The following is a 25,898-nucleotide window of genomic DNA, read 5'->3' on the forward strand; positions in this document are numbered from 1 at the left end:
GAATCGACAGCACGTTTGATGGGAGGTCATATGGGACTGCTGGTAAACGGTCAATGGCAGGATCAGTGGTACGACACCAAAAAGTCCGGAGGCAAGTTTGAGCGTGAAAGCGCCCGCTTCCGGAATTGGGTCACGGCAGACGGTTCGCCGGGGCCGACCGGTGAGGGCGGCTTTGCGGCCGAGTCTGGACGCTATCACCTGTACGTGTCCATGGCCTGCCCGTGGGCGCACCGGACCCTGGTGTTCCGGGAACTGAAGGGGTTGGCGCCGCACATCACGGTGTCGGTGGTCCACCCGCATATGCTGGAGAACGGCTGGGAGTTCCGGCCGGACGACCCTGCCCACCGCGATGACGTGAACGGCAAGCGCTTTCTGCACGAGGTCTACACGTCGGTCGCGCCGGATTACACCGGTCGCGTCACGGTGCCGGTACTCTGGGACAAGACGCAAGGGAAAATGGTCAGCAACGAGTCCGCTGAGATCATCCGTATGTTCAACCAGGCCTTTGATGGCATCGACGGCGTGCGGTCTGATCTGGATCTGTATCCGGAAGCACTGCGCCCCGATATCGACGCCGTCAACGAGCGGGTTTACGACACGGTCAACAATGGCGTCTACAAGGCGGGTTTTGCAACGGCGCAAGAGGCCTATGAAAAAGCCTACACCGCATTGTTTGACAGCCTGGACTGGCTGGATGACCGGCTGGCGACCCAGCGGTACCTGGTGGGGAATGTGCCAACGGAAGCGGACTGGCGCCTGTTCACGACGCTGGTACGTTTCGACGCGGTCTATTACTCGCACTTCAAGTGCAATCGCCAACTGCTTGCCAGCTTCCCGAATCTTGCCGGCTATCTGCGAGACCTGTATCAGGTGCCAGGCGTCGCGGAGACGGTGGATCTGGAGCAGATCAAGCAGCACTACTACGTGAGTCAGCGGACCGTGAACCCGACCCAGATCGTGCCGGTCGGTCCAGCGGTCACGTTGGATGCGCCGCATGGTCGGGAGACGCTGGGGCCCGGTTTCCCGGGCTGATCAGGCCGTGCGGGCAACCGCAACTTCGGTCAGCAGCACCAGGGCGTCTTTTTGGGGGGAGGCGGGCAGATCAGCCACGCAGGCGCGAGCCAGGTCCGCTTCTTCCTGTGCGCGGCTGACGGTGTAGTCCAGCGCTCCGGAGGTCTCGACGATTTCCAGGATGCGGGACAGTTCGTCCAGGCCGCCCTTGCGGATCGCCGAGCGGATCAGTTGGCTGTCCACATCGTTGGCATGAGCCATGGCGTGGATCAGCGGTAGCGTGGGTTTGCCCTCGGCGAGATCGTCACCCACGTTCTTGCCCATTTCATCGGCCTTGCCGCGGTAGTCCAGCACGTCGTCAACCAGCTGGAAGGCCATGCCCAGGTGCTTGCCGTAGGCTTTCAGGCGATTCTCGTCTTCGGCGTCCGCGCCAGCCAGAAGGGCGCCGCTGTGGGAGGCGGCCTCGAACAGCATGGCGGTCTTGTTGTGGATGACCGTCATGTACTGACTTTCCGAGATATCCGGGTTTCGCGTGTTCATCAATTGCAGGACTTCGCCTTCGGCGATCACGGCCGTGGCGTTGGACAGAACGTCCATGATCGGCATGCTGCCCAGCTCAACCATCATCTGGAACGCGCGGGAGTAGAGGAAGTCCCCGACCAGAACGCTCGGTGCGTTGCCCCAGCGGGCATTGGCCGTCGCCTTGCCGCGACGCAGGTCGGACGTGTCTACCACATCGTCGTGCAGCAGTGTGGCGGTATGCAGGAACTCGATCACCGCGGCCAGCTTGAGGTGGTCGTCCCGCTCGTAGCCCAGGGCGCGGGCCGTCAGCAGCACCAGCAGGGGCCGCAGGCGCTTGCCGCCACTTTCGACAATATACTGCGCGATCTTCTCGACCAGGGGGACATCGGAGGAGAGCCGGTGTGTGATCAGGTCGTTGACGCGGGCAAAATCGTCCGCGACGGTTTCATAGATACGCTGCGCTGTCATGCGGATGATCCGGTCATTAACGGGTAGGACGCGGCAATGCTAGGTATTGCTCCCGGGACTGTCAACTTGGGCGTCGGGTCCGTCGCCGCCGGATCCACTATGGCAGTATTGTCAGAGGCTGGAAATGGCGTCAGTCGACGCTTGTAAAGGACGCCCGCTTTTCGTACAATTGCGCGCCCTAACTCATCCCAACCTGCGCTCCCTGCTATAGGGTTGCCAGAGCGCTTCCCTTAGAACCAGGTGGATTAAAGAGCAGGGATGGGTCAATTGCCGGTCTGCAGACGGTTGGACGCAGGCCCGTTTTACAGCGGAGAAGGTCATGTACGCAGTGATTGTCAGCGGTGGTAAGCAGCACCGCGTAGCGGAAGGCGAAGTCCTGAAGCTGGAAAAGATTGAAGTTGAAACCGGTGGCACCGTCGAGTTCGACAAAGTCCTGCTGGTTGCCAATGGCGACGACGTGAAAGTCGGCGCGCCGGTTGTCGACGGTGCTTCCGTGACTGCGGAAGTGGTTCGTCACGGTCGCGGTGACAAGGTTCAGATCATCAAGTTCCGTCGTCGTAAGCACAGCATGAAGCGTCAGGGCCACCGCCAGTGGTTCACTGAAGTCAAGATCACGGGTATCAAGGGCTGAGGCTCTGAAACCCCATTAGAGGAGGCTAGTCATGGCTCATAAAAAGGCAGCAGGTAGTACCCGTAACGGTCGCGATTCCGAGTCGAAACGACTTGGTGTGAAGCGCTTCGGTGGTCAGGTCGTTAGCGCCGGCAGCATCATCGTTCGTCAGCGCGGCACCCGTTTCCACGCCGGCACCAACGTTGGTCTGGGTCGTGATCACACGCTGTTCGCCAAGTCGGACGGTGTTGTAAAATTCGAGGTCAAAGGCCCCGAGAGCCGCAAGGTTGTGAGTATCGTTCCAGCCCAGTAAGGGGCCGAACGTATACAGCCATTGCTGTTCACAAAAAGCCCCGCAGCTTTGAACGAAGCGTGCGGGGCTTTTTCGTATGGCCTGCCGATAACGGTGCATTAAAATGGCCATACAAAGTCATCCGGACAGGCAAAGAGCATGAAATTCGTAGATGAAGCGACAATTCGGGTTCAGGCGGGTAATGGCGGGCACGGCTGCCTGAGTTTTCGTCGCGAAAAATATGTGCCCAAAGGCGGTCCGGACGGCGGCGATGGCGGTGATGGCGGTTCGGTCTACCTGGAAGCGGACGCGGCGCTGAACACGCTGGTGGATTACCGTTTTCAGCGTTCCTACAAGGCGCAGACCGGTGAGGGCGGCTCGGGGCGTAACTGCTCCGGCAGCAAGGGTGAAGATCTGGTGCTCCAGGTGCCGGTGGGAACCACCGTTGTCGATATGGACACCAATGAAGTATTGGGTGACCTGACTCGGCCCGGTGAGCGGCTGAAAGTGGCTCAGGGCGGATTTCACGGCCTGGGCAACACCCGCTTCAAGTCGTCGATAAACCGGGCGCCCCGTCAGACCACGAACGGGACGCCGGGTGAAGTGCGTAACCTGCGCCTGGAGCTCAAGGTGCTGGCCGATGTGGGGTTGCTGGGGCTGCCCAATGCCGGCAAGTCCACGTTTATCCGTTCGGTGTCCGCGGCGCGACCGAAAGTGGCCAATTATCCGTTTACCACGCTGGTGCCGAATCTGGGCGTGGTCAGTGTGCAGGCGCACCAAAGCTTTGTTGTGGCGGATATTCCCGGGCTGATTGAAGGGGCCGCGGAAGGCGCCGGTCTGGGGATTCGCTTCCTCAAGCACCTGGTGCGCACTCGCCTGCTGCTGCATCTGGTGGATGTGGCGCCTTACGACGGTTCTTCGCCGGTGGACAGTGTGCGAGCGATCGTCGGCGAGCTGCGCAAGTTCAGTGAAACGCTGGCCGGTCGCGAGCGCTGGCTGGTGTTCAACAAGGTCGACATGTTGCCGGAACACGAGCGCGAGTCGGTCTGTCAAGCGATCGTCGACGAGCTGGGCTGGGATGGCCCGGTTTTCCGTATCTCTGCACTCAGTGGTGAGGGCACCAAACCGCTGTGTCAGGCGGTGATGCGCTGGATCGAGACCCGCGCCGAAGAGGAGGCGGAGAATCCGGATCTGGCGGAGCGGGAATCCGCCATTCGCCGGCAAATGGATGAGGAGGCGCGGCAGCAGATCGATGCGATCAAGGCCGCGCGTCGTGCCGAGCGTGACAACGATGATTTTGATGACGACGATGATGATGACGGCGTCGAAGTCGTCTACGCGCCTGAATAACCGGGGCTTTATTGCGTTTCGTCGCCACGGTCAAGGGTGAGTGGGGCGTTCAGTCGGGGATAGGGAGTAAGCGGAAGAGCATGTCAGAACGTCGACGGATGGAGCGGGCCCGGCGCCTGGTCGTGAAAATCGGGAGTGCCCTGCTGACGAACGATGGCAAGGGTCTGGATGTGCCGGTGCTGGCCGATTGGGTGGACCAGTTGGCGGCTTTGATCGATTCCGGTGTTGAAGTGGTTCTGGTGTCTTCCGGCTCCGTGGCCGAGGGCATGAGTCGTTTGGGCTGGTCAGAGCGTCCGCAGCATCTGCATGAGCTCCAGGCGGCGGCTGCCGTGGGGCAGATGGGGTTGGTGCAGACCTGGGAGGCGCAGTTCAAGCGTCACGGCCTGCATTCCGCGCAGGTGCTGTTGACCCACGATGACCTGTCCGACCGCAAGCGCTACCTGAACGCCCGCAGCACGCTGCGGACCCTGCTGGATCTGGGTGTGGTGCCGATCGTCAACGAGAACGACACGGTGGTCACCGACGAAATCCGCTTCGGCGATAACGATACCCTCGGCGCTCTGGTGGCGAACCTGGTGGAAGCGGATGGTCTGATCATTCTCACCGATCAGGATGGTCTGTTCGATAGCGATCCCCGCAAGCACGCCGACGCCCGCCTGGTCGACGAGCGCCTTGCCAGTGATCCGGAGTTGGATGTCATGGCGGCTGGCGGTGCCGGTATGCTTGGTCGGGGCGGTATGCAGACCAAGGTGCGGGCGGCGCGTCTGGCGGCGCGTTCCGGTGCTTTTACGGTAATCGTTGGTGGGCGCCTGCCGCAGGTGGTGTCCCGTGTTCGGAATGGCGACGTGTTGGGTACGCTGTTATTGCCTGAGCAGGGGCGAATCGCGGCGCGCAAGCAGTGGCTGGCGAGTCATCTGAAAACCCGCGGGCAACTGGTTCTGGACGCAGGTGCGGTGAAGGTGTTGTGCCAGGGTGGTCGCAGTCTGTTGCCGGTTGGAGTGCGCTCGGTGTCCGGGCAATTCCGTCGGGGAGAGATGGTGTCCTGTGTCGATGAGTACGGGCGCGAGGTGGCGCGTGGGCTGGTCAACTACGATGCGGACGAGGCGCGGGCCATTGCCGGGCGTTCCAGTGACCGGATTACCGAGGTGCTGGGATACGTCTCCGATGAGGAGATGGTGCACCGGGACAATCTCGTCATCGTGTGACCTTTTGTGTTGGGATTATATCCAGGCATAAAAAAAACCGGCCATCAGGCCGGTTTTTTTATGATCGGTCTACCAATCAGGCGCTTTTCAGGGCCTTGATCTTGGCGGACATACGGCTCTTCAGGCGGGCCACCTTGTTCTTGGTGTAGATGCCTTTGTTGACCATGCTGTCCAGGATCGGCTGGGCTGTGGTGAAAGCGGCTTGCGCTTCATCGTAGTTGCCAGCTTCGATCTTGCTTTGAACTTTCTTGACGTAGGTGCGCGACATGGAACGCAGGCTGGCGTTGTGCTTGCGGTTGTTCTCGTTCTGACGAGCGCGCTTACGGGCTTGGGGAGAGTTTGCCACCGTATAACTCCTGAAATTCGTTTCTGAAAAATAGCGGGCGCGCCGACAATCAGCGCCTCGAAATAAATGACGCGGAACTATGCCGTTTCGGGGGCTTGATGTCAAGTGAAAGACGGCTCAAATCCCCGCTGTGCCGGGTGTGGTAGACTCCCCGTCGGCACGCGCTCTGACTGCTGTTGCGGCGGTCATTTCGGTGTTTCCGTACTGCTTTTCCTTTGGCTGTGACAAGGATCTCGCTTGATGGCCTCCGAGCCCGCTCCGAACGATTCCCAGAAAACCCCGCCGAAAGCCCCGGGCCTGTTGCGCTCATCCGGGGTGGTCGGCGTTATGACGATGCTGTCCCGCGTGCTCGGGCTGGTCCGGGATATGGTCATTGCCCGCTATTTTGGCGCCGGGACTGGGGCGGACGCCTTCTTTGTTGCGTTCAAGATTCCCAACTTCCTGCGCCGCCTGTTTGCCGAAGGCGCCTTCTCACAGGCGTTTGTACCGGTGCTGTCCTCGTATCGCGAGGCGCAGTCGATGTCGGAGGTCCGGCGGCTGGTGAATGCGGTGGCCGGCACCCTGGGGCTGGTGTTGCTGGGCGTCACGATCGTAGCGATGATCGGCTCACCGCTGCTGACCTGGGTGTTTGCGCCGGGCTTTTCGGACGAGCCGGAGAAGTTTGCGCTGGCCGCCGATATGCTGCGGATCACCTTTCCCTACCTGCTGCTGATCTCGTTGACCGCCTTTGCTGGCGCGATCCTGAACAGTTATGACCGATTCGCGGTGCCGGCGTTTACTCCGGTCTTGCTGAACCTGGTCATGATCGGGGCGGCGATCTTCCTGTCGCCGTTGATGGAAACGCCGGTGATGGCCCTGGCCTGGGGGGTCTTCCTCGCCGGAGCCCTGCAGCTGTTTTTCCAGTTGCCGTTCCTGATGCGACTCGGGCTGATGCCGCGGCCCAAAGTCGATTACCGTCACGAGGGCGTTCGCCGGGTGTTGCGGCTGATGGCACCGGCCTTGTTCGGGGTTTCGGTCAGTCAGATCAATCTGTTGCTGGACACCGTCCTGGCGTCGTTCCTGCAAACCGGCAGTGTGTCCTGGCTTTATTATTCGGATCGTCTGTCAGAGCTACCGCTGGGTGTGTTCGGTGTGGCGATCGGCACCGTGATTCTGCCCAATCTTTCACGCAAGCACGCGGCCGAGGCGCCGGAGCAGTTTGCGGCGACGGTGGACTGGGCGATTCGCGCGGTGCTGCTGATTGGTGTGCCGGCGGCACTGGCGCTCTGCCTGCTGGCTGAGCCGCTGCTGGCAACCCTGTTCCACTACGGCGAAGTGACTGATCGGGATGTGGTGATGTCGGCCCAGAGTCTGCGCGCCTACTCGCTGGGGTTGTTGGCTTTTATGTTGATCAAGGTGCTGGCGCCGGGGTTCTTTGCCCGCCAGGACACGCGGACGCCGGTGCGGATCGGTGTGGTCGCCATGGTGTCCAACATGGTGTTCAATCTGGCGCTGATCGTGCCTCTGGCTCACGCCGGTCTGGCGTTGGCGACCTCGCTGTCGGCCTGGCTCAACGCCACGCTGCTCTGGCGTAACCTGCGCCGGGAAGGGGCTTGGCGGCGGCAGGCGGGGTGGCTTCGCTTCCTGGCCCAGCTGGCGGCGGCCAACGCCGCGCTGGCCGCGGTGATCCTCTCGCTTGGGGTGCCGGTATCCCAATGGCTGGCTATGACCGGGATGGAGCGGGCGCAGTCCATGGCGGTGCTGGTTGGCAGTGGCGTGGTGGCCTATTTTGCGGTGCTGGCGCTGGTCGGCGTTCGGGTCCGGCACTTCCGGCTGCGTTGATCCGGTGGGGGCTTCGGCTTTCAGCACCTTATCCCGCTGCGGCAGATCGTTTATAATCGCGTGTTTTCTCACCACGACCCGCCAAAGGTGTGTAGTTCATGCGGCTCATCAGAGGCCTCACCAATCTGCGATCGCTGGCTGAACGGCCTGACTCGCCGCTTAGCCAAGGCTGCGTTGCCACCATCGGCAATTTCGATGGCGTGCACGTTGGGCACCAGACCATTATCGAGCAGGTCAAAGCCAAGGCAGCCGACCTGGGCGTGCCAAGCCTGGTGATGATTTTCGAGCCCCAGCCCCGCGAGTTTTTTCAGGGCAGTGATGCGCCGCCGCGACTGACCGGCTTTCGCCAGAAGGTCGAGGCCTTGCGCGACGAAGGTGTGGACCTGGTGCTGTGCGTCCGTTTCGACGAGCATTTCCGCCAGTATTCCGGCATGGGCTTTATTGAGGACATCCTGATTGACGGTTTGGCGGTGCGTCATCTGGTGATCGGTGATGATTTCCGCTTTGGCTGTGACCGGGCCGGAGACTTCGCCCTGCTGGAGCAGGTGGGGCGCGAACGAGGCTATGGCGTTGAGCGCACCGTTACGGTGGAAGTCGATAATGAGCGCGTCAGCAGCACGAGAGTCCGGAAGTGCCTTCAGGACAACGAGTTGGCAACCGCTGAACGTCTGCTCGGGCGGCCCTATGCTATCAGCGGGCGCGTGGTGTACGGCAGGCAGCTGGGGCGCCAGCTGAACGCGCCGACGGCCAATATCCTGCTGAAACGGATGCCGGCCCTGCGGGGCGTCTACGTGGTGCGCACGCAATTGCCGGATGGCACCGACTGTGACGGCGTCGCCAATATCGGCCTCAGGCCCACGGTTGACGGGCGCCGGCCCTCACTGGAAGTGCACCTTTTTGACTTTGCTGGCACACTGTACGGCCAGCGTATACGCGTAGAATTCCGCCACCCGCTGCGGGATGAAATCAAGTTTGACTCTGTGGACGCGCTGAAAGCCCAGATCGATCAGGATATTGACGATGCCCGGGCCTGGATTGCGGCACATTGACGCCTTGTTGAGACCCTTTCAACAGCACGATTCACCATTGACCGACAGAGCACTATGAGCGATTACAAGCATACCCTGAACCTGCCGGAAACCGGGTTTCCGATGCGTGGCAACCTGGCCAAGCGCGAGCCCGAGATGCTCCAGCGCTGGCAGGATGCCGATATCTACGGAAAGCTCCGCGAAGCCCGCCTGGGCCGCGAGCGCTGGATTCTCCACGATGGTCCTCCGTACGCGAACGGCAGCATTCATATCGGTCATGCGGTGAACAAGATTCTGAAGGACATGATCGTCAAGTCCCGCAGCTTCATGGGCTACGACGCGCCCTACGTGCCGGGCTGGGACTGCCACGGTTTGCCGATCGAGCACAAGGTGGAGCAGGAAATCGGCAAAGCCGGGGTGAAGGTGGATTACAAGACCTTCCGCCAGGCCTGTCGCGACTATGCCGCCAAGCAGATCGAAGGTCAGAAGGCCGACTTCATCCGGCTGGGCGTGTTTGGTACCTGGGATAAACCGTACCTGACCATGGACCCGAAGGTGGAAGCCGACATCATCCGCGCCCTGGGCCGGATTGTTGAAAATGGCCACCTGGTTCGCGGCTATAAGCCGGTGTACTGGAGTGTCGTCGGTCAATCTGCACTGGCGGAAGCCGAAGTCGAGTATCAGGACAAAACGTCGACCCAGATCGACGTGCGCTTTACCGCGGCCGATCAGGAGGCGGTACTGAGCGCCTTCGGTCAGCCCGGTGGCGACGGTCCGGTCTCGGTCGTGATCTGGACCACCACGCCCTGGACCATCCCGGCCAACCAGGCGGTATCGCTGAACGCCGAGCTGGAATACGCGCTGGTGCAGCTTGATGCCGGTAACGGGGCCGAGCGGATGGTGCTGGCCTCCGACATGCTGGAAGACATCATGACCCGCTGGGGCATCGAGGAATACAAGGTCCTCGCCACCTGCAGCGGCGCGGCGCTGGAGCGCCAGAAACTCCAGCATCCGTTCTATGACAAGCAGGTGCCGGTGGTCCTCGGTGATCACGTCACGACGGACGCCGGTACCGGTGCGGTGCATACGGCGCCGGATCACGGCATGGAAGACTTTGAAGTCGGCAAGGTTTACGGCATCGACACGCTGAACCTGGTCCAGGCCGATGGCACTTACACCAGTGCCGCCGGTGAATTTGCGGGCGTTCACGTCTACAAAGCGGACGATCCCATCTGCGAGGCACTGGAGCGTGAAGGCAAGCTGGTGCGCAAGGAAAAATTCCAGCACAGCTACCCGCATTGCTGGCGGACCAAGACACCGCTGATCTACCGAGCGACGCCGCAGTGGTTCATCAGCATGGACGTGAAAGGCCTCAAGGATAAAGCGCTGGAAGCCATCAAGGGCGTACGCTGGGTGCCGGCCTGGGGCCAGAATCGCATCGAGGCGATGGTCGAGCAGTCGCCCGACTGGTGTATCTCCCGCCAGCGTACCTGGGGCGTGCCGATTGCGCTCTTTATCCACAAGGAAACCCAGGAGCTGCATCCGAACACGCCGGAGCTGATCGAGGCGGTCGCCAAGCAGGTCGAAGAGGGCGGCATTGACGCCTGGTACGAGCTGGACACGTCCAGTCTGCTGGGCGCGGACGCGGATCAGTACGACAAGGTCACCGATACCCTGGACGTGTGGTTCGATTCCGGCGTCACGCACGCCTCCGTCCTGCAGAAGCGCGAAGATCTGGGGCAGTTCCCGGCAGATATGTACCTGGAAGGCTCGGATCAGCATCGCGGCTGGTTCCAGTCCTCGCTCAAGACGTCCATCGCCATCAACGGTGTCGCGCCGTACAAGCAGGTGCTGACCCATGGCTTCACCGTGGACGGCAAGGGCCGCAAGATGTCCAAGTCTCTGGGTAACGTCATCGCGCCGCAGGAAGTCATGAACCAGTTGGGTGCCGATATCCTGCGCCTGTGGGTGGCGGCAACGGATTACAGCGGCGAGATGACGGTGTCCAACGACATCCTCAAGCAGACTGCAGATGGCTACCGCCGGATCCGCAACACCGCACGCTTCCTGCTCAGCAACCTCACCGGGTTCGAGCCGGACAAGCACGCCGTTGCGCCGGAAGACATGCTGGCTCTGGACCGCTGGATGGTGGATCGGGCGCTGACGATGCAGCAGTCCCTGAATGAGGATTACCAGAACTACGCCTTCCTCAAGGTTTACCAGAAGATCTATAACTTCTGTGAAGCGACGCTGGGCGGGTTCTATCTCGATATCATCAAGGATCGTCAGTACACCACCCAGGCGGACAGCCTGGCCCGTCGATCCTGCCAGACCGCGCTGTTCCATGTGGCGGAGGCGCTGGTGCGCTGGATCGCGCCGATCCTGAGCTTCACCGCCGACGAGATCTGGCAGCACCTGCCGGGCGAGCGTGGCGAGAGCGTGTTCCTGGAAGACTGGTACAGCGGCCTGGTCGCGTTGCCGGCGGACCTGTCGATGGGTCGCGAATACTGGATTGAAATCCAGGGCGTGAAAGAAGCTGTGAACAAGTGCCTGGAAGATGCCCGTAACCGGGGCGACATCAAGGGCTCCCTGAGTGCCGAAGTGACCCTGTATTGCGAGGGGGATCTCAAGGCCGATCTGGAAGCGCTGGGCGACGAACTCCGCTTCGTGCTGATCACCTCTGAAGCGACCGTGGCACCGATTGCGGAAGCCGGCGATGCCGAACAGACCGGCCTGGAAGGGCTGCGGGTCCGCGTCGTGCCGACGGCTCACGCCAAGTGTGACCGTTGCTGGCATCACCGCGAAGATGTCGGGCAGCATGCCGATCATCCCAAGCTGTGCGGTCGCTGCATCGAGAACATTGAAGGCGACGGTGAGAAGAGGGCATTTGCCTGATGATGGCGCAGACAGAGGAGATGGCCGTGACCCGCTCTCCGTTGCACTGGCTCTGGTTGGCAGCACTGGTCATTGCCGTCGACTTGGGCACCAAGGCTGTTGCGTCGGCGTCGCTGAGCTACGGCGAGTCGGTCCATGTACTGCCATTCTTCAGCTTGACGTTGCTGCATAACACCGGCGCCGCCTTCAGTTTTCTGGCTGGGGCCGATGGCTGGCAGCGCTGGTTCTTCGTCGCGCTTGCGGCGGTGGTCAGCGTGGTACTGATCCGCTGGCTTTCCCGCCTGGGCGCCGGGGAGCGGTGGATGGCGGTGGCCATCGTCCTGATCCTGGGCGGCGCGATCGGCAACGTCTACGATCGTGTCGTGCACGGTTATGTCGTCGACTTTCTACATTTTTACTGGAACCAGTACCATTTCCCCGCCTTTAATCTGGCTGATACGGCCATTACGATTGGCGCATTGATGATGGTAGTGGACCTGTTTCGCAAATCGCCGGAACAGCCGGCCGATCAGGGAGAATAAGCATGACAGCGCTGCCTGTGGACAAGGGGACCCGTATCACCCTGAACTTTGCGTTACGGCTGCCGGATGGCAGCGAGATTGATTCCACGTTTGGCAAGGCGCCGGCGTCGCTGGAGCTGGGCGACGGCAATCTGCCGGAGAACTTCGAGGCACTCCTCGTGGGTATGAAGCCGGGCGAGCGGAAGACCTTCGAGGTGCCGCCGGAGCAGGCGTTCGGCCAGCATAATCCGTCGAACATCCAGACCTTCAAACGGTCCGATTTCGGGCCGGATATGGTTCTGGAGCGTGGCGCCGTGATTTCCTTTGCCGATGCGCGCCAGGGCGAACTGCCGGGCGTGGTTCATCACGTGGAAGGCGATCAGGTGGAGGTGGATTTCAATCACCCCCTGGCCGGGCGTACACTGACCTTTGACGTGGAAATCGTCAGCGTGGAACCCGCGCAGACGGCACACTGATTCAGCAAGACAGGGCAACTATGCAGATTCGACTGGCCAATCCCCGTGGCTTCTGTGCCGGCGTCGACCGGGCAATCGAGATCGTCAACCGGGCACTGGACGTGTTCGGCGCGCCGATCTACGTCCGTCACGAAGTCGTCCACAACAAGTTCGTGGTCAGCAATCTGCGCGATCGCGGGGCCATCTTTGTCGATGAGCTCGATGAAGTGCCCGACGATCACCTGGTGATCTTCAGCGCCCACGGCGTGTCCCAGGCGGTGCAGAACGAAGCCGCCCGTCGTGGCCTGAAAGTCTTCGACGCCACCTGTCCGCTGGTCACCAAAGTGCATATGGAAGTGATGCGCTACAGTCGAGAGGGTCACGAGTGTGTCCTGATCGGCCACGAGGGCCACCCGGAGGTCGAAGGCACCATGGGCCAGTACGACCGCAGCAACGGCGGCGACATCTACCTTGTGGAAGACGAGGCGGATGTCGAAAAGCTGGCTGTCCGCGATCCCAGTCGATTGGCCTACGTCACCCAGACCACCTTGTCCATGGACGATACTGCCCGGGTCATCGACGCGCTTCGCTCCCGTTTCCCCGAGATCCAAGGACCACGCAAGGACGACATCTGCTACGCCACTCAGAACCGCCAGGACGCAGTCAAGCAACTCGCCGGCGATTGCGACCTGATGCTGGTCGTCGGCTCCCCCAACAGCTCCAACTCCAACCGCCTGCGCGAACTCGCCGAACGCATGGGCACCCCTGCCTACCTCATCGACGACGCGGCCCAGATCGACCCCGACTGGCTCAAAGGCCGCAACGCTGTCGGCGTCACCGCCGGCGCCTCCGCACCGGAAGTGCTGGTGCACGACGTCATCCGCAAGCTCCAGGACCTTGGCTGTGACGCGCCCGAGGAAGTGCCTGGGCGTGAGGAGAATATTGTGTTCTCCATGCCTAAGGAATTGCGGATTGATGTGGTTGAATTAAGTTGAGGTGGCCTCAAAGCTTGGTTGGGGCAACCCTGCTTAATTAGTTTTCCGGTTGGCGCTTTACATCTTTAGGTTGGGATTCGCGGGCTGCTTGTAGCCTTGTCTTGTAGCGAGACTTTCTCCGCATTTTCACTCGCCTTGTTACCAGTCATCCATCGATACCAGCCGTTTATCGGCACCCACTTTTTATAGGTGGCTTTGGCCCTATACTTTCAGGCATGGGAATAGGACTGGAAGATATGCGCGCTAACCGTAATCGTGGTTTTACGTTGATCGAATTAATGATTTTGCTGCTATTAATTGGAATAGTCGCCGTAATAGCTGTGCCGGGGTTTCGAAGTCTTGTCGAAGGGCACCGTATCAGCTCCCTATCTAATAGTTTGATCGGCACGTTGAACTATGCTCGCAGCGAGGCTATCCGTAGAGGGGCAACTATTGCTGTGGTACCTACTGGAGGGAGTTATGCGGATGGCGTAACCGTTCAAACCAATTCGGCCCCGGTTGAAACGTTACGCCAGGCGGAAGGTCCGGGCGGCGGTGTTACTTTGGTTATGTCCAGTGGTGCGGCAATGACTTTTAGGGCGAACGGGATGACCGGCCAGGCAAATAGCGTGCAGTATCGGGTTTGCGGTGGCGGTGGAGAGAACGGCACGGAAGTGACTGTCTCGCCCGGTGGAATAGTCCGCTCCGCTCAAATTGTTTGTCCCTAGGGTAGTGCTATGAAAGAGAACTTGATTTCAGGGAAAGGGAGCCACAGTCGGCGGCAGCGGGGGTTCACCATGATCGAAGTCTTGGTGGCGGTTTTAATACTGGCCATCGGCCTTTTGGGGGTTGCTGGCGTTCAGTTGCTTTCGATGCAGCAAACCTCCAACGCGAATATGCGTTCTGTTGCTACGATGTATGCGCAAGATGTGGCAGAACGAGTCAGGGCAAATGGTGGGGCTAATTTGGGCAGTGATGACATTACGGCAATCGAAAAGAACATGCAGGCGACTCTTGGTCCTGATGGCGATTTGAGTATCAATATGAACGGCGACTTCGCTGTGATCCAGGTTCAGTGGAAAGAGCGTGATCCGCTAAGCGGTAGCGGTGGGGAGTCCAGTCAATCATTCACGTTACGGGCCAGGTTGTGAACTATAAAATGGAAAAACACGTGGAAAGGGGGCTGGTTTTACAGTCCGGTTTGTCGATCGTTGAGTTGATGGTCGCTTTGGTCTTGGGAACTTTGCTGACCATGGGGCTTGTACAGATTTTTACCTCGAACAGTCAGACCTTTCGCCTGAATGAAGCTGATGCTCGTGCGCAGGAGTCAGGGCGCATGGCTGTTCAACTGGTCTCCCACGCGCTACGTAATGCCGGCTACTTCGGCTGTTATCCTATCAATCCGATTACCAACAACCTTGATTCGAGTGACGAAGACTATGACCCTGGAATGTACGATTTTTCCTTCCAGGGCATTGCAGCTGAAAACGCGGACCGTCCCACTGATGCAGTTGACGGGACCAAGTTTTTTTCGATTTCGGGCGTACGGGCAAACAGCGGCATCGCAGCGACGAAAGATGTTGTATCCGCGTCTATGGAGGTCTCGAGTAAAGGTGGGCTTAAAGCTGGCAGCATCGTGATGATCAGTGACTGTGAGCATGGTGACATTTTCGAGATATCAAGCATCAAAGTTGAGGATGACGGGGCTAAGATTACTCTTGTTGCTGAAAATCAGGACAACACCGAAGGCCAGCCCGGTAACGACTTTTCAGCAAACGCTCCAGCTGCATGCACCGTTTCTGACTGCCTAAGTGCAAGTTACTCAAAGGGAGTACGAATTCGCCAGCCGTTCAATGAAACCTACTATATCGGTTCGGGGCCTTCAGGCAACGCTTTGTTCTTTAGAAACGCTGCAGGAAACGCTGTTGAACTCGTCGACAACGTCATCGATATGGATATTCGGTTTGGCGAAGGATCAGTGAACACCGGTGTTCAAAATTGGCGTGAAAACCCAGCCGACGTGTCTGATTGGGGCAAGGTGATCGCGGTTCAAGCCAGTTTTTTGGTTAGGGCTGGAGACACAAACACTACGCTCCAACCCATGAGTTACTGTTTTCCGGGGTGGCTTGACTGCAGCGATGACAGCAATCAAACAAAGGCGGCTGATCGCCGGCTTTATCGTGTTTATACCCAGACTACATCATTGCGGAACAGGATAGATTGAGATGCGGATGAAGCGTCAACAAGGGGTGGCTTTGCTGATGTCGCTGGTCATTTTGCTGGTTCTGTCGCTGTTGGCGATTTCAGGCATGCAAGGCAGCATCATGCAGGAGCGAATGGCATCGGCCCAGCTAGATGGTTTTATGGCACTGGAAGTTGCTGAGACGGCTCTGGGAGAGGTTGAAGACAAACTTGATGGTATGTCGGATCTAGATGGGTTTGGATCCAGTGCTGGGCTTTACGAGTCGGATTCGGGGCCCGATCCATATGATAATACTACCTGGGAAACGGATGCTTCCGCAGCTGCCACGAGCGTGGATGGTATAACGCCGCGATACTTTGTCGAGCATATGGGGACCGTAGTCCTCGATGAGGAAGGACAATTGCCACGTGATCAGGGGCAATATGGTGAGAACGATCAAGTTAAAATGGATTATGTGCGCATAGTTGTTATGGCTGCGGGGCCATCCGGGCAAAGCCGCCGGTTAATTGAAAGCTATTATGTCTTCAAGCCTTCGGGGCTGGAAGGTGTCGGGGAAGGGGGTTAATGATGATTGTTTTCAAGGGAAAGTTCAGGGCTTTGTTAATTGGCCTTCTACTGGTGTTTCCTGCATCGGGTTACTCTGCAGCGCCGGATTTAGCTCAAGAGCCGCTGTTTGTTGGAACACCCGTTTCCCCAAATTTGCTATTTATTATTGATGATTCGGGATCAATGGCTTGGGAGTATATGCCCGACGGATTGAACTTTGGGAATGTAGGGTCTGATAATAGTGTGTGCCTATACTATTATTATTATGGCGGTAAGAGAAGGTGTGGCTACAGAAGTTATTCTGGTGAAGAAGTTTATAATCGTTATTATTTTTCCTCGCGAGTCAACAAGGTTTATTACGATCCCGGTGCCGATTATGTAGCCCCGTTTAAGGTAGATGGTTCGGGGCGTATGCCAGATTCAATCTATACAGATGCTTCATCTAATGGGTATGACAGTGACTCTGATAGCTACGATCTGAGTAATCGTCAGTTTGTTCTAGATGGGGCTACTTTTAATAATGGGTTTTATTATAAATATGATTCTTCGAATATAAATTGTAATGCATCTGACGATTACGATAGTGATTGCTACGATTATGTAGATATGAATAGCCAAAGTGATGCCCAAAAGAAAAATTTTGCGAACTGGTATTCTTTCTATCGAACCCGAATGATGATGAGTAAGGCGGGCATCGGGGAGGCATTTAATTCGTTGCCCGATTATTTTAGGTTGGGGTGGGGCGCGATCAATAATTATAGTCGCAATGTTGACGACAGTGACAAGGTCGCTGCGGTAGAGCAAGGAGTTCGTGAATATTCCAGCGGTCATAGAAAAGAATTTTATAGCTGGCTTTATAATAAAGATGCAAATGGTGGTACTCCCTTGAGAAGTGCCCTTGATGGAGCCGGTGAATACTACGAGACGAGCCTAAATGCTTGGCGTGATAAACCTGAAAATGGTAACACTTCGGGGAATCCGGCGCGTGAATGCCGGCAAGCCTATACAATTTTGATGACAGATGGATATTACGGCAGTGAACAGCTGAAGGATTCTTTGGAAAAAGCTGACGATATCAAGGGGAATTCAATAAACAACCCTAAAGGGACAAATTATCAGTACAGTCCAAAAGCACCCTTTAATGATGGTGTCGATGGAACCTCGTTAGCTGATATTGCCATGTACTACTGGAAGAGAGATCTTCGTAGCGATTTGGATAATTTCGTGCCAACTAACTCAACAGATCCAGCGTTTTGGCAGCATATGTCTACCTACGGTGTGGGGTTAGGTGTAACGGGATCTGTTGATCCTGGTAGTGCCTTTGATGCAATCAGCAGTAGTTCGATGGTGGATTGGTGGGGCGGTAATAACAACGAGGATAAAATTAACGACCTAGTTCACGCGAGCGTTAATGGTCGAGGAGGATTCTTCAGTGCTGACGACCCCACAACCTTTGCATCGAAACTAAAATCAACAATTGGCGATATTACCGCTGATGCAGGTTCTGCTACTGCTGTGGAATTTGATGTATCTTCCTTTCAAGAAGGAGCTTTGATTTTTTCGGCCCAATTTGATCCCAATGGCTGGTCGGGCGATCTCCAAGCTTTGAAGCTTGAAGGTGCAGATGCTCCGATTGTACCTGACGCTGAGACTGCCATTTCGGAAGGGAAGGGTTGGTCTGCTAAAGCTATTTTGGATAATCGAGACCTGTCGACGGATGATCGCGTTATTATTACCTACTCGGATGCCAGCGACAAAGGTGTGCCGTTTCGCTGGGCAAACCTGGATCAGGATCAGGTTGATGACCTCAGCTATGGCGGTGTAACCGCAACGTTTGCTCAGCAGGTACTGAATTTCATTCGAGGTGACCGCTCAAATGAAGATGGCGTAGATATTCGCAAACGCAGTAGTCGTTTGGGTTCTATCGTCAACTCCTCTCCGGAGTATGTGGGTAAACCGCGTGCTGGATGGCCTCAAGAGGACCCATTCGGCGTCGATGGACATCGTTATGAGACCTATGTCACCGCGAAGGAGAATCGCACGCCGGTCGCTTACGTTGGCTCAAACGATGGCATGTTGCATGGTTTCAATGCGACTGCTGAAGGCGGTAACGAAGTTCTTGGATACATCCCGAATTTTGTATACTCCAGTGCTGCTGATGATGAGGGGTTGCATTACCTAGCTGATCCGGATTATCAGCATCGCTACTATGTGGATCTTTCAACGCGCCAGCAGGATGTCTATACAAAAGGTAGGACTTCTAGTGGTAGCGTGACGGCGGGAAGAGCTTGGCGAAGCATATTAGTTGGTGGTGGTCGCGCCGGTGCAAAAGGTATTTATGCGATTGATGTGTCAGATCCTTCAGGCTACACAGAAGCCAATGCATCGAAGGTCTTGCTATGGGAATTCACCGCTGAAGATGACGCCCGGTTAGGGTATGTGACTCAAGCGCCGATTATCAGCATGGCAAAATGGGGCGACAACGATATTCGCTGGACGGCCTTTGTGGCCAATGGTTATGACAGCCCCACTGCGACGACAGGGTTCTTCATGCTTGATATCGAAGCAGGTATGGACGGCTCGTGGGATACTGGTGATTACCGTTACATCCAGTTCCAGAATGGTGGCGATGGTCTTTCTCCTTTGAGTGTGTTGGATACGACAGGGGATTACCTGTCTGATCGCGTCTATGCAGGGGATCTAGATGGAAACTTGTGGGTTGCGAGTGTTGATGCGGGAGGGGACTGGGCTTCAGACTATGTTGTCTCCGGTGGAGGCTCGACGCCAGTGCCTTTATTCACTGGAAAGGCATCACAGCCAATTACGGCGGCGCCGAAGGTTCTAGCGCATCCCGACCAACCCCGGGCAGGTAATATACCAAATCTGATGGTCTATTTTGGCACCGGCAAATACCTGGAATCCTCGGATATTTCAAATACTGATTCCCAAAGTGTCTATGGCGTTTGGGATCGAGGCGAGGCCGGTTTGACGCGTGATAATCTCGCATCAAGAAGTCTGGTAAAAGGAAGTTTGACGGTCGACGGTGAAAGCCTGACTATTCGCGAATCTGAAGGTGACGATATTAAGTATTCAGCGAATGAGCGAGGCTGGTATGCTGATCTGACGGATGTTGGGGAGCGAGTTATTGTTAGCCCTCAGTCCACTGGACAGTTTCTCTACCTTAACTCAATGGTTCCAGACGTCGATCCCTGTAAGTCAGGAGGAAGCGGCTGGTTGATGGCTTTTGGTCTGGATGGTCGTACGCCTACGACGAATGCGTTCGTGGATTTGCCGCAGAGTGTTGTGGGTTACCAGGTTGATGGCCTCCCAAATCAGTCAACTATTTTGGGCCCCTATCGATTTACACCGACGACTGAAGGAAACGTCGATGTTAAGAAAATCCCGCCACCGAGTCATAGCGTTCCTGGTGCAGGTCGACGTGGTTGGCAAGAATTGATCGAAGAATAAAGCTGAGTGAGGCACCGAACAGCTCGATGCTGTTCGGTTAGCCCATCAAGCATAGAATTGCAGTCGCATGTACGTGATGTCGGTTGAAGCCGGCGAGCTATTAAGGATTCTGAAATGAAAATCGAGTCAGGAAGTTATGGTTTCTCCTTGATCGAGTTGATGATAGTCGTTGTCATCATAGGCATCATTACTGCGATAGCCTATCCTTCTTATATAGATAATATTCGAGAAACCCGTCGGACCACCGCGCAAGCCGACTTGATGGACTTGGCGCAATGGATGGAGAGACAGTACTCTACAGATTACAGCTATTATGAGGGAGGTAAGAAGCCCGTGCTGCCATATACAGCATCTCCTCAAAGCGGAACGAGCTATTACAATCTGAGCTTGCTTGATGGTGATATGGGGAAAAATAGCTATACGTTGCAAGCGGCGCCCACAGGTGACCAAGTGAATGACGACTGTGGAACGCTTACATTAAATCAAGCCGGCAGTCGTGGGCATTCAAGTGGGGCGAATTGCTGGTAGAGGCCGGTTGGCTTAACTGCTCCGATATCATTATCATCGATGTTTGACGCGCTGCAGCGTGGCGCTTTTTGAATCTTAGTTGGATGATTAACTTGGCGCTTGCCGGCCACTGGCACTACACTGATTCGCAAATTTCGACATAGCTAACAACGAACTGGATTGCCATCCGACTTTTCTGGAACACCATCGCCATCTGTGTCGTTGCTTAACCTGATTCGTCCACCACGATTGATGATGAGGTGTGCTGCTTGGCGAGGGTTGCCATCTGCCGGACACCAAGTGATATTTCCTAGATCGCTGTAGATCAATCCATTCGGGCGATATTGAAAGTAACTGCTGTGCAATGATCGAGCCTTGAGTGTGCCGTTATCGGGTGCTGGCAGTTGGCGAAGTAGACGTGTTGAGTCGCTAAGTTTTCGCTGATTGTATGGATCTACGAACAATGAGAGCTTGTTGTTCCAATTAGAGCCGCATGCGCCGTTACTGTTGAGAGGGCAAACTGTAACGATACTTCCAGTCATAATGGCATTTCGTCTGGCAAATGCCATAAAAGAAAGCAAGTCGTGAATGGTACTTCGTCGCTGCCCATCTTCTATCAAGTCATTCATTGATGGAGCTGCAACTGCTAGAAGTATGGAAGCGATGGTTACAGTAATCAGTAATTCAATAAGGGTGAATCCTTGAGCATTCGTTGGCTTCATTCCTTGAAATCCACTAATCCAATTTCGCTATCATTACTGATAGCGCATCCTGCACTTTAATGAAGACGAAACCCTATCTATTTTAGATTATTGTCATCAAGTGACAATAACGGACGTTTCTGTGCGAGTTTACTCACTCCATCCCCAACTTCTTCAACTTATACCGCAACGCCCGAAAACTGATCCCCAGCTTCTTCGCAGCCGCCGTCTTGTTCCACCGGGTCGCCTCCAGCGCCTTTTCAATCGCTTTGCGCTCGATCGACTCAAGATAATTTTCCAGATCCAGTTCGCCATCATCCGGCAGTTCCACCGCAGCGCCGGGTGCGGCGTCGGGATCCGCCTCGATACGACTGGTGGTCACCGGGCCGTGGCCCATGTGCAGGTCGTCGGCATCGATCTGGTCCAGGTCGCACAGGGTGAATGCGCGTTCCAGGACATTTTCCAGTTCGCGCACATTACCCGGGAAGTCGTACTGTTTGAGTTTCTGTAGGGCGGCCGGTGTCAGCGAGGCCGGATCGCACTCGTAGTCCCGGGCCAGGCGGGTCAGTATGTGCTGGGCCAGCAGTTCGATGTCGTCCGGGCGCTCGCGTAACGGCGGGACTTTCAGCTCGATCACGTTGATGCGGTAGAACAGGTCCTGGCGGAAGTCGCCTTCCTGCACGAGGGTGGGCAGATCCCGATGAGTCGCGCTGAGGATGCGGATATCGACCGGGAATTCGCGGGACTCTCCGACAGGCCGCACGGCTTTTTCCTGAATCGCCCGCAGCAGCTTGACCTGCATGTTCAGCGGTAGGTCCGCTACTTCATCGAGGAACAGGGTGCCGCCGTCGGCGGAACGGAACAGGCCGGCCTTGTTGTCGGTCGCGCCGGTGAAGCTGCCTTTCTTGTGACCGAAAAACTCGCTTTCCATCAGTTCGGAGGGAATGGCGCCACAGTTCACCGCGATAAACGGGCCTTCCTGCCTCGGACCCTGCATGTGAATCATCCGCGCGACCAGTTCCTTACCGCTACCGGATTCGCCACTGATGAAGACCGGAGCCTGACTGCGAGCCAGCTTACGGGTCTGGTTGCGCAGACGGCGGATGCCTTCGGACTGGCCCAGTAGCAGGCCGGGATCGTCCTCTCCCGTGCGTTCGGCTTCGGGTTTGGAGAGCTTCAGGGCGCTGTTCACCAGTTCGCGCAAGCGGGGCAGTTCGACGGGCTTGGAGACGAAATCGAAGGCGCCGGCCTTGAGGGCTTCGATGGCGGTGTCCATGCTGCCGTAGGCGGTGATCACGGCCACCGGCGTTTGCGGGCAAACCTGCTGAATCCACTGGACCAGCTCAATCCCGTTGCCGTCCGGCAGGTTCATGTCCGTCAGGCACAATTGCGGTGGATCGGATTCCAGTATCGCCTTGGCCGTGGTGACATCGGCGGCCGTCCGGACCTGGATGTCCATGCGCATGAGCGTGATTTCCAGCAGCTCCCGGATGTCCGGTTCGTCGTCGATGATCAGCGCTGTCGGTGTGGTCATTGCACCGTCTCGTCCTGTTGTTAGTGGTTCGTCGTTGTTGGCCGTTTCGGAGATCGTTCTAGATCAGCCGCCCGTGATGGGCAAAGGTGATCCGGAAGCAGCTCCCCGGCCGGCCGTTGTCGAGTAAGGCCAGGTGGGCCTGGTTGGCTTCGCACAGCTCCCGCGCCAGATAAAGTCCCAGGCCGGTGCCGCTCTGATCGGTGGTGTAGAACGGCTCAAAAATGTGTTCGCGTTGCTCGCTGCTGATTCCGGCTCCCTGATCCTGAATGTCGATATAGCTACGTTCGCCATCCCCGGTGACGCCCACACAGATGTTCAGTGTTGCCTTGCCGGTTTGGGCCTTGCTGTAGCGCAAGCCGTTATCGCACAGGTTGACCAGCACCTGGGCCATCTGGCTTTTGTCGAAGCGGGCCGGTGGCGCCTGGTCGGGAAGGTCGAGCGTGATGGTCGGCGTGTTGCCGTCCATCCCATTGCTTGCGCCGTGTTGGTAGTCCTCGACAAATTCCTGCAGCCAACTGTCGATCTGGACCAGTTCGATGTCCGCCTGGCGGCGTCGGGACAGGTCCAGTACGTTCTCGATAATACCGTTGACCCGTTTGGAATGCCGCTGAATGATGTCGACCATTTTACGATCAGCGGCATCGCAGTTGGGTGATTCATTCAGCAATTGTGCCGCGTGACTGATGGCGCCGAGCGGGTTGCGGATCTCATGGGCGATACCGGCCGTCAGCCGCCCGAGTGACGCCAGCTTCATTTGCTGCGCCTGGAGCGTCACTTTACTCATGTCCTCGATGAATATCAGGATGTGATCGCCCCGTTCCTGATGAAGCCGGGTAAAGTTGGCCTGCAGCATGGGGGTAATGGGCGTTGCCTGGAATGGCTCGGTTCGGGTTCCGGGTGAGTTCACCCACTGGTTCAATCGTTGTCTCAGAGGCGGCGGCAGCAATCCCATATCGTCGTTCCCGGGGCGGTCGCCAAACAGCAGTTCATGGGCAGCGGCGTTAGCCAGACGAACCAGCCCGAAACGGTCGGTAACGATAATGCCGGTCCGCATTCGCTGGATGATCTGCTGGTTGATCTGCTCCAGTTCATGCAGGCTCTGGGCGCGGGAGCTGGCGAGCTGTTCGCTGCGGATCATGCGCCGGGTGATGCTCTGGAGCAGGAAGGCCGCTGCGAAATAGAGAATGCCCAGTGAGCCCGCCCGGACGATTTCGTCGGCATTGGTCTCAAAGGTCAGGGAGGACCAGGTGGCAACGCCCAGCGAGCCGATAGTGGCGAGGGCCGCATAGAAAAGGCCGACACGGCTCGGGGTCAGAATGTTGCCGGCGGCGACGGTGACGATGATCAGGTTGGCCAGGCCGCTGGTCATGCCGGCGCTGAACAGCAGCAGTGCATGCAGGGCAACGATGTCGATCAGGATCGACAGGGTAATGTGGCGTTGATTGGGTTTGGCACCGGCAAAGAGCATGATTGCCGTGAAGACGTTCAGCGCCAGGTAGGCCAGCACGCAGATCTGGTAGAACTCCGGCGCCCGGAATTTGGTGTCCAGGGTGCCTGGATCGACAAACAGCAGGCCGGCCAGGATCAGACTGATGACCAGTCGATAGTGGTTATAGATGCGGAGCAGGCGTGGGCGCTGGCTTTCCTGGAACGGCAAGGTGTCGCGGGCTAATGTAACGCTGTCCGGAGTCATGGCAGGCGATCGAAAAATCCTGTTTCCTGTCGAAGGGATAAAACGTTGGCAGGTATAATAGCGGTTTAAACCCGCTTGTGGACAGGAGAAAGGCATGATTTCCGGCCAGACAGAGGCATCCCCCGGCCAACGACTGACAGTAACCATGGCCCAGGTGGATTGCCTGGTTGGCGACATCCCCGGAAACGCCGATAAGATTCTGGCGTCGGCCCGAAAGGCGGTGGACGAGCAGGGGGCTGATATCGTCGTTTTTCCGGAGCTGGCGCTGACCGGCTATCCACCGGAAGACCTGCTGCTGCGCCCCAGTCTCGATGGTCGCGTCGAAGAGGCGCTGGATCGACTGGCGGCCGAGAAATTACCCGCCGCCCTGGTGGTGGGCACGCCGGTGCGCCGTGCTGGCCTGCTTTACAATGCCGCGGTGGTCATTGAACAGGGCGAGCATCGGGCCGCTTACCTCAAGCAACAGCTGCCGAATTATCAGGTGTTTGATGAAAAGCGGTATTTTGCGGCCGGCACGGAGCCCTGTGTCACCCTGATTCAGGGGGTGCCTGTCGGAATCACCGTCTGTGAGGACATCTGGATGGATGGCCCCGTCGAGCAGGCGGCGGCAGCCGGTGCCAAGCTGATCCTCAACCTGAACGCTTCCCCTTATGACCTGGACAAACAGGCGCGCCGCAAGGCGTTGCTGGAGCGGCGCGCCCGGGAAAACGGCGTGTCCGTGGTGTACGTCAATCTGGTAGGCGGCCAGGATGAGCTGGTTTTTGATGGTGGCTCCATGGTCGTCGATCACTCCGGTGAGCTGGCCGTTGAGGTACCGCAGTTTGCCGAGGGCCTGTTTCCCGTCGAGTTCATCGTGGATCGACACTGCCAGCCTGTCTCGCAGGCACCGATTCCCGAGCCGTCGCTGGAGCAGAATGTCTACAACGCCCTGGTGCTGGGTGTCCGCGATTACGTCAACAAGAACGGTTTTGCGTCCGTTGTGCTGGGGCTTTCCGGCGGTATTGATTCGGCGGTGACGCTGGCGGTTGCCGTCGATGCCCTGGGCCCGGAGCGGGTGCGGGCCGTGATGATGCCGTTCCGCTATACCTCCGGTATCAGCCTGGAGGATGCCGAGGCCGAAGCCACTGCGCTGGGTGTGCAGTACGACGTCTTCTCCATCGAGCCGATGTACGATGCTTTCATGGCCGCGTTGGCGACGCCGTTCGAAGGCACGAAGCCGGATACCACCGAGGAAAACCTCCAGGCCCGGTTGCGTGGTGTACTGCTGATGTCCCTGTCCAACAAGTTCCGCTCGCTGGTGCTGACCACTGGCAACAAGAGTGAAATGGCCGTGGGGTATTCCACCTTGTATGGCGATATGGCCGGCGGCTTTGATGTCCTCAAGGACGTGCCGAAAACGCTGGTGTACCGCATCGCCAATTACCGCAACACGTTGGGCGCCGTTATCCCCGAGCGGGTGATCACCCGGCCGCCGTCAGCGGAACTGGCGCCAGACCAGAAAGACGAGGACAACCTGCCGGGCTACGATACCCTCGACCAGATTCTGCACCAGTACATCGAGCGGGATATGAGCGCCGAGGCGATCATTGCCCAGGGCTATGAGCGCGCGGATGTGGAGCGGGTGGTCCGGTTGGTGGACATCAACGAGTACAAGCGGCGCCAGGCGCCCATCGGAGTGCGGATTACGGAGCGGGGCTTCGGGAAGGACCGGCGCTATCCCATCACCAACGGGTGGAAGCTGGGCAAATAGCGCCGGGGGGGGGCAGGGC

At 57.7% G+C, this 25,898-nt stretch carries 23 protein-coding genes; 18 read left to right on the plus strand and 5 right to left on the minus strand.

Features of this window, described 5'->3' with window-relative positions; translation table 11 throughout:
* Positions 1-30: 30 nt before the first annotated feature.
* Positions 31-1,032, plus strand: coding sequence for a glutathione S-transferase family protein (locus JL474_RS21080; protein ID WP_203143940.1), 1,002 nt, complete (start codon positions 31-33; stop codon positions 1,030-1,032).
* Here JL474_RS21080 and ispB read toward each other — a convergent pair whose 3' ends face one another.
* Positions 1,033-2,001 carry an octaprenyl diphosphate synthase gene (gene ispB / locus JL474_RS21085; RefSeq protein ID WP_203143942.1) on the minus strand — a complete coding sequence of 323 codons (969 nt, stop codon included), beginning with the start codon at positions 1,999-2,001 and terminating at the stop codon, positions 1,033-1,035. It lies immediately after the preceding gene.
* A gap of 319 nt (positions 2,002-2,320) precedes the next feature.
* Here ispB and rplU point away from each other — a divergent pair, with 319 nt between their 5' ends.
* The 4 genes from rplU (at position 2,321) to proB (ending at position 5,458) form a co-directional block, all read left to right on the plus strand.
* The gene (gene rplU, locus JL474_RS21090) at positions 2,321-2,632 is read left to right on the plus strand and encodes a 50S ribosomal protein L21 (RefSeq protein WP_123634200.1); all 312 of its coding nucleotides are present in this window, start codon (positions 2,321-2,323) and stop codon (positions 2,630-2,632) included.
* A 31-nt stretch (positions 2,633-2,663) separates the two neighbouring features.
* Positions 2,664-2,924, plus strand: a complete 261-nt coding sequence (rpmA, locus tag JL474_RS21095; protein WP_123634201.1) for a 50S ribosomal protein L27 — start codon at positions 2,664-2,666, stop codon at positions 2,922-2,924.
* Positions 2,925-3,062: 138 nt separating this feature from the next.
* Positions 3,063-4,253, plus strand: coding sequence for an Obg family GTPase CgtA (gene cgtA, locus JL474_RS21100; protein ID WP_203143944.1), 1,191 nt, complete (start codon positions 3,063-3,065; stop codon positions 4,251-4,253).
* A gap of 80 nt (positions 4,254-4,333) precedes the next feature.
* The gene (gene proB / locus JL474_RS21105) at positions 4,334-5,458 is read left to right on the plus strand and encodes a glutamate 5-kinase (RefSeq protein ID WP_203143947.1); all 1,125 of its coding nucleotides are present in this window, start codon (positions 4,334-4,336) and stop codon (positions 5,456-5,458) included.
* A gap of 76 nt (positions 5,459-5,534) precedes the next feature.
* On the opposite strand, the gene rpsT is transcribed toward proB, so the two are convergent.
* A complete protein-coding gene (rpsT, locus tag JL474_RS21110) occupies positions 5,535-5,804 on the minus strand; it encodes a 30S ribosomal protein S20 (protein WP_123634204.1) in 270 nt (89 codons plus the stop codon).
* Between the two features lie 240 nt (positions 5,805-6,044).
* Here rpsT and murJ point away from each other — a divergent pair, with 240 nt between their 5' ends.
* The 12 genes from murJ (at position 6,045) to JL474_RS21170 (ending at position 20,222) form a co-directional block, all read left to right on the plus strand.
* Positions 6,045-7,625 carry a murein biosynthesis integral membrane protein MurJ gene (gene murJ, locus JL474_RS21115; RefSeq protein WP_203143949.1) on the plus strand — a complete coding sequence of 527 codons (1,581 nt, stop codon included), beginning with the start codon at positions 6,045-6,047 and terminating at the stop codon, positions 7,623-7,625.
* A 98-nt stretch (positions 7,626-7,723) separates the two neighbouring features.
* Positions 7,724-8,674, plus strand: coding sequence for a bifunctional riboflavin kinase/FAD synthetase (gene ribF / locus JL474_RS21120; protein ID WP_203143951.1), 951 nt, complete (start codon positions 7,724-7,726; stop codon positions 8,672-8,674).
* Positions 8,675-8,728: 54 nt separating this feature from the next.
* Positions 8,729-11,548, plus strand: coding sequence for an isoleucine--tRNA ligase (gene ileS / locus JL474_RS21125; RefSeq protein WP_203143954.1), 2,820 nt, complete (start codon positions 8,729-8,731; stop codon positions 11,546-11,548).
* A 2-nt stretch (positions 11,549-11,550) separates the two neighbouring features.
* Entirely contained in the window at positions 11,551-12,069 is a 519-nt protein-coding gene (gene lspA, locus JL474_RS21130; protein WP_203143996.1) for a signal peptidase II, read from the plus strand.
* Between the two features lie 2 nt (positions 12,070-12,071).
* A complete protein-coding gene (fkpB, locus tag JL474_RS21135) occupies positions 12,072-12,524 on the plus strand; it encodes an FKBP-type peptidyl-prolyl cis-trans isomerase (protein WP_203143956.1) in 453 nt (150 codons plus the stop codon).
* 20 nt (positions 12,525-12,544) lie between these two features.
* Positions 12,545-13,498, plus strand: coding sequence for a 4-hydroxy-3-methylbut-2-enyl diphosphate reductase (gene ispH / locus JL474_RS21140; protein ID WP_203143958.1), 954 nt, complete (start codon positions 12,545-12,547; stop codon positions 13,496-13,498).
* A gap of 236 nt (positions 13,499-13,734) precedes the next feature.
* Positions 13,735-14,205 carry a GspH/FimT family pseudopilin gene (locus JL474_RS21145; protein WP_203143959.1) on the plus strand — a complete coding sequence of 157 codons (471 nt, stop codon included), beginning with the start codon at positions 13,735-13,737 and terminating at the stop codon, positions 14,203-14,205.
* 9 nt (positions 14,206-14,214) lie between these two features.
* Positions 14,215-14,628, plus strand: coding sequence for a type IV pilus modification protein PilV (gene pilV, locus JL474_RS21150; RefSeq protein WP_203143961.1), 414 nt, complete (start codon positions 14,215-14,217; stop codon positions 14,626-14,628).
* Between the two features lie 8 nt (positions 14,629-14,636).
* The gene (locus JL474_RS21155) at positions 14,637-15,701 is read left to right on the plus strand and encodes a PilW family protein (RefSeq protein WP_203143963.1); all 1,065 of its coding nucleotides are present in this window, start codon (positions 14,637-14,639) and stop codon (positions 15,699-15,701) included.
* Position 15,702: 1 nt separating this feature from the next.
* Positions 15,703-16,245, plus strand: a complete 543-nt coding sequence (locus JL474_RS21160; RefSeq protein WP_203143965.1) for a pilus assembly PilX family protein — start codon at positions 15,703-15,705, stop codon at positions 16,243-16,245.
* A complete protein-coding gene (locus JL474_RS21165; protein ID WP_203143967.1) occupies positions 16,245-19,694 on the plus strand; it encodes a pilus assembly protein in 3,450 nt (1,149 codons plus the stop codon). The genes JL474_RS21160 and JL474_RS21165 overlap by 1 nt, the downstream gene beginning before the upstream one ends.
* Before the next feature lie 114 nt (positions 19,695-19,808).
* On the plus strand, positions 19,809-20,222 hold the full coding sequence (locus JL474_RS21170) for a type IV pilin protein (protein ID WP_203143969.1): 414 nt from the start codon (positions 19,809-19,811) through the stop codon (positions 20,220-20,222).
* Between the two features lie 143 nt (positions 20,223-20,365).
* Here JL474_RS21170 and JL474_RS21175 read toward each other — a convergent pair whose 3' ends face one another.
* The 3 genes from JL474_RS21175 to JL474_RS21185 form a co-directional block, all read right to left on the minus strand.
* The gene (locus JL474_RS21175; protein WP_203143998.1) at positions 20,366-20,923 is read right to left on the minus strand and encodes a GspH/FimT family pseudopilin; all 558 of its coding nucleotides are present in this window, start codon (positions 20,921-20,923) and stop codon (positions 20,366-20,368) included.
* 133 nt (positions 20,924-21,056) lie between these two features.
* Positions 21,057-22,436, minus strand: coding sequence for a sigma-54-dependent transcriptional regulator (locus tag JL474_RS21180; RefSeq protein ID WP_203143971.1), 1,380 nt, complete (start codon positions 22,434-22,436; stop codon positions 21,057-21,059).
* A 58-nt stretch (positions 22,437-22,494) separates the two neighbouring features.
* The gene (locus JL474_RS21185) at positions 22,495-24,129 is read right to left on the minus strand and encodes a sensor histidine kinase (RefSeq protein ID WP_203143973.1); all 1,635 of its coding nucleotides are present in this window, start codon (positions 24,127-24,129) and stop codon (positions 22,495-22,497) included.
* Between the two features lie 94 nt (positions 24,130-24,223).
* Here JL474_RS21185 and JL474_RS21190 point away from each other — a divergent pair, with 94 nt between their 5' ends.
* Positions 24,224-25,879, plus strand: coding sequence for an NAD+ synthase (locus JL474_RS21190; protein ID WP_203143975.1), 1,656 nt, complete (start codon positions 24,224-24,226; stop codon positions 25,877-25,879).
* Positions 25,880-25,898: the final 19 nt, after the last annotated feature.

Origin of the sequence: Marinobacter mangrovi (assembly GCF_016798325.1) — a bacterium.
Taxonomy (GTDB): domain Bacteria; phylum Pseudomonadota; class Gammaproteobacteria; order Pseudomonadales; family Oleiphilaceae; genus Marinobacter_A; species Marinobacter_A mangrovi.

Excerpts from the sequence above, each read along its gene's own strand:
- pilV (WP_203143961.1), top strand. The coding sequence starts at position 14,215 with ATGAAAGAGAACTTGATTTCAGGGAAAGGGAGCCACAGTCGGCGGCAG.
- rplU (WP_123634200.1), top strand. The coding sequence starts at position 2,321 with ATGTACGCAGTGATTGTCAGCGGTGGTAAGCAGCACCGCGTAGCGGAA.
- JL474_RS21185 (WP_203143973.1), bottom strand. The coding sequence starts at position 24,129 with ATGACTCCGGACAGCGTTACATTAGCCCGCGACACCTTGCCGTTCCAG.
- JL474_RS21180 (WP_203143971.1), bottom strand. The coding sequence starts at position 22,436 with ATGACCACACCGACAGCGCTGATCATCGACGACGAACCGGACATCCGG.
- lspA (WP_203143996.1), top strand. The coding sequence starts at position 11,551 with ATGGCGCAGACAGAGGAGATGGCCGTGACCCGCTCTCCGTTGCACTGG.
- JL474_RS21155 (WP_203143963.1), top strand. The coding sequence starts at position 14,637 with ATGGAAAAACACGTGGAAAGGGGGCTGGTTTTACAGTCCGGTTTGTCG.
- JL474_RS21165 (WP_203143967.1), top strand. The coding sequence starts at position 16,245 with ATGATGATTGTTTTCAAGGGAAAGTTCAGGGCTTTGTTAATTGGCCTT.
- JL474_RS21175 (WP_203143998.1), bottom strand. The coding sequence starts at position 20,923 with ATGAAGCCAACGAATGCTCAAGGATTCACCCTTATTGAATTACTGATT.
- proB (WP_203143947.1), top strand. The coding sequence starts at position 4,334 with ATGTCAGAACGTCGACGGATGGAGCGGGCCCGGCGCCTGGTCGTGAAA.
- ispH (WP_203143958.1), top strand. The coding sequence starts at position 12,545 with ATGCAGATTCGACTGGCCAATCCCCGTGGCTTCTGTGCCGGCGTCGAC.
- fkpB (WP_203143956.1), top strand. The coding sequence starts at position 12,072 with ATGACAGCGCTGCCTGTGGACAAGGGGACCCGTATCACCCTGAACTTT.
- rpmA (WP_123634201.1), top strand. The coding sequence starts at position 2,664 with ATGGCTCATAAAAAGGCAGCAGGTAGTACCCGTAACGGTCGCGATTCC.
- ribF (WP_203143951.1), top strand. The coding sequence starts at position 7,724 with ATGCGGCTCATCAGAGGCCTCACCAATCTGCGATCGCTGGCTGAACGG.
- JL474_RS21160 (WP_203143965.1), top strand. The coding sequence starts at position 15,703 with ATGCGGATGAAGCGTCAACAAGGGGTGGCTTTGCTGATGTCGCTGGTC.
- cgtA (WP_203143944.1), top strand. The coding sequence starts at position 3,063 with ATGAAATTCGTAGATGAAGCGACAATTCGGGTTCAGGCGGGTAATGGC.
- JL474_RS21080 (WP_203143940.1), top strand. The coding sequence starts at position 31 with ATGGGACTGCTGGTAAACGGTCAATGGCAGGATCAGTGGTACGACACC.
- JL474_RS21190 (WP_203143975.1), top strand. The coding sequence starts at position 24,224 with ATGATTTCCGGCCAGACAGAGGCATCCCCCGGCCAACGACTGACAGTA.
- murJ (WP_203143949.1), top strand. The coding sequence starts at position 6,045 with ATGGCCTCCGAGCCCGCTCCGAACGATTCCCAGAAAACCCCGCCGAAA.
- JL474_RS21170 (WP_203143969.1), top strand. The coding sequence starts at position 19,809 with ATGAAAATCGAGTCAGGAAGTTATGGTTTCTCCTTGATCGAGTTGATG.
- ispB (WP_203143942.1), bottom strand. The coding sequence starts at position 2,001 with ATGACAGCGCAGCGTATCTATGAAACCGTCGCGGACGATTTTGCCCGC.
- JL474_RS21145 (WP_203143959.1), top strand. The coding sequence starts at position 13,735 with ATGCGCGCTAACCGTAATCGTGGTTTTACGTTGATCGAATTAATGATT.
- ileS (WP_203143954.1), top strand. The coding sequence starts at position 8,729 with ATGAGCGATTACAAGCATACCCTGAACCTGCCGGAAACCGGGTTTCCG.